Consider the following 5,103-nt stretch of genomic DNA (forward strand, 5'->3'; position numbering starts at 1 on the left):
TACTTAAATATTTATTTAACTTGGTAAATGATTAATATTAAATAACTGGTATATATGATCTAGATTATAGATTTTAAATTTAAATAATAAAAGGAAATAATGGGAATGAAAATACGGATTTTTTAATTTAAAAAAGACGAAAAGAAAGTTTAAGGGGGACAAAGACAATATGCAAGGTGCTAATCTTATAGTAGAATGTTTGATAAAAGAAGGTGTAACCACTATGTTTGGTTATCCAGGAGGGACAGTAATACCTATATACGATGCTTTATACGATTATACAGATAAAATAAAACATGTAAGAACCTCACATGAACAAGGTGCAGTTCATGCAGCTGATGGATACGCTAGAAGCTCTGGAAAAACAGGCGTATGTGTAATAACATCAGGTCCAGGGGCTACTAATGCAGTTACTGGAATAGCTACTGCATATATGGATTCATCACCTCTTGTCGTAATATCAGGTCAAGTTGGAACAAGCCTATTAGGAAAGGATACTTTCCAAGAAATAGATATAACAGGTGTTACATATTCTATAACAAAGCACAATTTCTTAGTTAGAGATTTAAAAGAATTACCTAATATAATAAGAGATGCTTTTATAATAGCAAATGAAGGTAGAAAAGGACCAGTTCTTATAGATGTACCTAAAAATTTACAGGTTGCAGAAATAGATTACAATATGGACGATTATATACCTTCAAATCAAAATAAAAAGGTAAAAGATAAATTCGAAATAAGAGAAGAAAATGAAACTAAAAGTAAACTACAAGCTGCTGCAGATTTAATAAAGCAATCTAAAAAGCCTGTTATATACGCAGGTGGAGGAGTAAAATCAGTAGATCAATACGAATTACTAACTAATTTTGCTGAAAAAATAAATACACCAGTATTAAATACCCTTATGGGGCTTGGTGGTATAGATAGAAAAAATCCACTTTCTTTTGGGCTTGTAGGTATGCATGGAAGCAGAGAAGCCAATCTAGCTATATCAAATGCTGATTTAGTTATATCTGTAGGAGCACGTTTTAGCGATAGAGTAATAGGTAATAAGGATGAGTTTGCTAAAAATGCTAAGGTTATACAAATTGATATAGATTCATCTGAAATAAGCAAAAATATACCAGCTGAAATAGCTCTAGTAGGAGATTTAACTGATGTTTTAGGAGGTCTTTTAGAAAAGGTAGAGCCAAAAGACAATTCAGCTTGGCTAGATGAAATAGAAACTTTCAAAGATAACGAACATGTAATAGATAAGGATGCATTCCATCCTAAAAATATAATAGAAGCATTTAACAAAAAAATGGGAAGTAATACTACTGTAGTAACAGATGTAGGTCAACACCAAATGTGGGCTGCACAATACTGGGAGTTTGAACAAGGTAGAACTTATATAACTTCTGGAGGACTTGGAACTATGGGATTTGGATTAGGAGGAGCTATGGGCACAAAATTAGGTACTCCTGATAAAAAAGTAGTCTTAGTTACAGGTGATGGAAGTTTCAAGATGAACTGTAATGAGCTTGCTACATTAGCTACATATAATATTCCAGTAGTGATATTACTACTTAATAATAATGCTCTAGGAATGGTTAGACAATGGCAAAACCTATTTTCTAATCAAAGATATTCAGAGACAGATGTATACGATAAGACTGACTATGTAATGCTTGCAAATGCATATGGAATAGAAGGTCATAAAGCACAAAATCTAGATGAGTTAAATTCAATTTTAGAAAACTTAACTTTAGATAAACCTGTTTTAGTGGAATGTCAAATAGACCACGATATAAATGTATATCCAATCGTTCCACCAAATGACAATTTACTTAATTTAATATGTAATTAATAAATTTATAATGAAAAAGGTTGTTACATTATTTGTGATGACCTTTTTATAATGTATAGGAAAGTTAAATTATGTATTTTTAAAATAAAGATTTTCTTATAAAATAGATGTAGAGAGAATTTTTAAGGAGGATTGAAATTTATGACAAAATCACAAAGGAAAAATCCACTTGGATGCGAGCCAGTATCTAAGCTTATGAGAAAGTTTGCTGTTCCAAGTATAATTGCGATGCTCGTCGGGGCGCTTTACAATATAGTCGATCAGTTGTTTATTGGACAATATGTTGGGACTTTGGGAAATGCAGCTACTAATATAGCTTTCCCACTATCTACGTCTTGTATTGCGTTGGCGCTTTTATTTGGGATAGGTGGAGCTTCGTGCTTTAACCTATCTATGGGAAGAGGGGAAAAGGAAAAAGCTGGATATTATATTGGAAACGCAGCGTTTATGCTTTTTATAAGCGGTTTAGTTTTATGTATTTTATCGCAAATTTTTCTGATAACATTATTAAAGGCATTTGGAGCACCAGATGATGTACTTCCTTATGCAGAAACTTATGTTAGAATTACTGCAATAGGATTTCCATTTTTTATTTTAACAGTAGGAGGAGGTCATCTAATACGTGCAGATGGAAGTCCTAGGATAGCCATGATGTGTAGCTTATTGGGAGCTATAATAAATATAGTACTCGATGCAGTATTTATTATGGGATTTAATATGGGAATGGCAGGTGCAGCTTATGCTACTATAATAGGACAGATAGCATCAGGTATTGTTGTAATTGTATATTTAAAAAATTACAAAACAGTAGTTTTAGCTAAAAAGCATTTTAAGGTTAAATTTGAATATACAAAAGAAATCATGTCCATAGGGACTGCATCTTTTATAAACCAACTAGCTATGATGTTACTTCAAGTAGTCTTAAATAATTCACTTAAATACTATGGGTCTTTATCTATATATGGAGAAGCTATACCTATAGCGTGTTCAGGTATTGTTATGAAGGTAGCTCAATTATTTTTCTCTATTGTAATAGGACTTGCACAGGGTAGTCAGCCTATACAAAGCTTTAACTACGGAGCTAAAAAATACGATAGGGTTAAAGAGTCATACAAGCTTGCAAATATATATGCAGGTTTAATATCTGTCTTGGCGTTTGTTTTATTTCAAGTATTTCCAAGACAAATTATGTCTATGTTTGGTGAGGGGACAGAAGCTTATTATCAATTCGGAATTAGCTATTTTAGAATATTTTTATTTTTTATATGTGTTAATTTCGTTCAACCTATTACAGCGACACTGTTTACTTCTATAGGTAAGCCTGTAAAGGGGACTTTTTTATCTCTTACAAGACAGATTATATTCTTGTTACCACTTATTATAATATTGCCGTTGTTTTTAGGAATAGATGGGATACTTTATTCTGCTCCGATAGCTGATTTTATAGCGTTTATTGTTGCTTTGGTTATGGCAGCTTTTGAGTTTAGAAATATGAAGAGATTGGCTGAAGAGGATAGAAATCTTGAGGCTAGATAGATTGTAAAATTAGGCACTGTTTTATATAAAGCAGTGCCTAAAGTGTTTTTGGATTTGTTTTTTAAACTTCTATCAATTCGTATTCTTTATTTCCAAGACCTAGTTTAACTGCATGATCTATACAAACCTCCCAGTTAGTTTCAGGATGAGTATTTGTAAAGTGATCATGAGTGTGGTGGTCTTTTTCTGCTAAGTAGCTTCCTGGCATAACAGGTTGCTTATTACATGCATCAGCACACGCCATATCTATTGCAACAGGGTCAAATGAAGCGAATATTCCTACATCAGGTATTATAGGTAAGTCGTTTTCCACGTGACAGTCGCAATAAGGAGATACATCTATTACAAATGAAATATGGAAGTTAGGTCTATCATGTAGTACGGCCTTTGAGTATTCAGCTATTTTCTTATTAAGTATGTCGTTAGTTTCGTCGTTTTGAGGTTTGACAGCGTCGTGGTTACATGATCCTATACATCTTCCACAGCCTACACATTTATCGTGGTTTATTGAAGCTTTTTTGTTTTCATCGAAGCTTATTGCACCGTGGGCACAGTTTTTAGAACAGACCTTGCAGCCCTTGCATTTATCTTTTAGTACTATAGGTTTACCAGCTGAGTGCATTTCCATTTTGCCAGCACGAGAACCACATCCCATACCTATATTTTTTAGACATCCTCCAAAACCAGTTGATTCATGGCCTTTGAAGTGAGTCATAGTTATAAATATATCTGCATCCATTATAGCACGACCTATTTTAGCTTCTTTGACGTATTCTCCGCCTTCTACAGGAACTAAAGCTTCATCAGTACCTTTGATACCGTCTGCTATTATTACATGGCATCCTGTAGCAAATGGATTGTAGCCATTTTCATAAGCTGAATCGAGGTGTTCTAGGCCGTTTTTTCTTCTGCCAACATATAAAGTATTGCAGTCAGTTAAAAATACATTCCCGCCTTGAGACTTAATTAAATCTACTATTACTTTAGAAAAATTTGGTCTAAGATAAGCTATATTACCAGGTTCCCCTAAGTGTATTTTTATCGCAGTGAATTTTTTTTCAAAATCAATAGTTTCTATTCCAGCAGCCTTGACTAATTTTTCTAGCTTTTGTAAAATAGTATTTCTCGGGTTTGTTCTTAAATTTGTAAAATATACTTTAGATTTTGCCATTTCGTTTCCTCCTATATAAAAATCACTATAATTATAGCACAATAAATATCTATGAATTATAAGAATTGATTATTAAAATTAATTCCGAAATGGAATTGATTTGTCCTAGAATGAATTGATTTAAAATACAATATGTTATACTATAATAAGTAAGAAATGTTGTTATATAAATGTAAATTTAGCAATAGCTTAAATAATTTAACCCACCCTTGCACGATAATTAATTATCGTGTTTTTTTTTAATATTAATTTAAAATAAATAATAAAACAATATTTAAAAATAATATATTAACACAGGGGATAATAAGATGAATAGTGAAAAAATGAATCAATTTATTAGAAGTGTAAAATTAAATAGAGATAAGATTGAAAATTTTAATAAATATCCATTTAACCTGCCTATTATCAAAAATCTAGACAAAATAGAATTTCACCCAAATGTAACCTTTATAGTAGGAGAAAATGGATGTGGAAAATCGACTATATTAGAAGCAATCGCAGTTTCATATGGGTTTAATCCAGAGGGAGGTACTAAAAATTTTAATTT

At 31.9% G+C, this 5,103-nt stretch carries 4 protein-coding genes; 3 read left to right on the forward strand and 1 reads right to left on the reverse strand.

The window, feature by feature from the left end:
* The first annotated feature begins 169 nt into the window (after positions 1 to 169).
* Both ilvB and MR593_RS04555 read left to right on the forward strand, forming a co-directional pair.
* Positions 170 to 1,849, forward strand: a complete 1,680-nt coding sequence (gene ilvB, locus MR593_RS04550; RefSeq protein ID WP_290690219.1) for a biosynthetic-type acetolactate synthase large subunit — start codon at positions 170 to 172, stop codon at positions 1,847 to 1,849.
* A 141-nt stretch (positions 1,850 to 1,990) separates the two neighbouring features.
* Positions 1,991 to 3,385: an MATE family efflux transporter gene (locus tag MR593_RS04555; RefSeq protein ID WP_290690221.1), complete on the forward strand. Its 1,395-nt coding sequence runs from the start codon at positions 1,991 to 1,993 to the stop codon at positions 3,383 to 3,385.
* 61 nt (positions 3,386 to 3,446) lie between these two features.
* Here MR593_RS04555 and MR593_RS04560 read toward each other — a convergent pair whose 3' ends face one another.
* Positions 3,447 to 4,556 (reverse strand): DUF362 domain-containing protein, encoded by a 1,110-nt coding sequence (locus MR593_RS04560; RefSeq protein WP_290690223.1) that lies wholly within the window; start codon positions 4,554 to 4,556, stop codon positions 3,447 to 3,449.
* A gap of 308 nt (positions 4,557 to 4,864) precedes the next feature.
* On the opposite strand from MR593_RS04560, the gene MR593_RS04565 reads away from it, so the two are divergent.
* Positions 4,865 to 5,103, forward strand: a 239-nt coding sequence (locus tag MR593_RS04565; RefSeq protein WP_290690225.1) for an AAA family ATPase, incomplete at its 3' end; no start/stop codon positions are given.

Origin of the sequence: Intestinibacter sp. (assembly GCF_022780145.1) — a bacterium.
Classification (GTDB): domain Bacteria; phylum Bacillota; class Clostridia; order Peptostreptococcales; family Peptostreptococcaceae; genus Intestinibacter.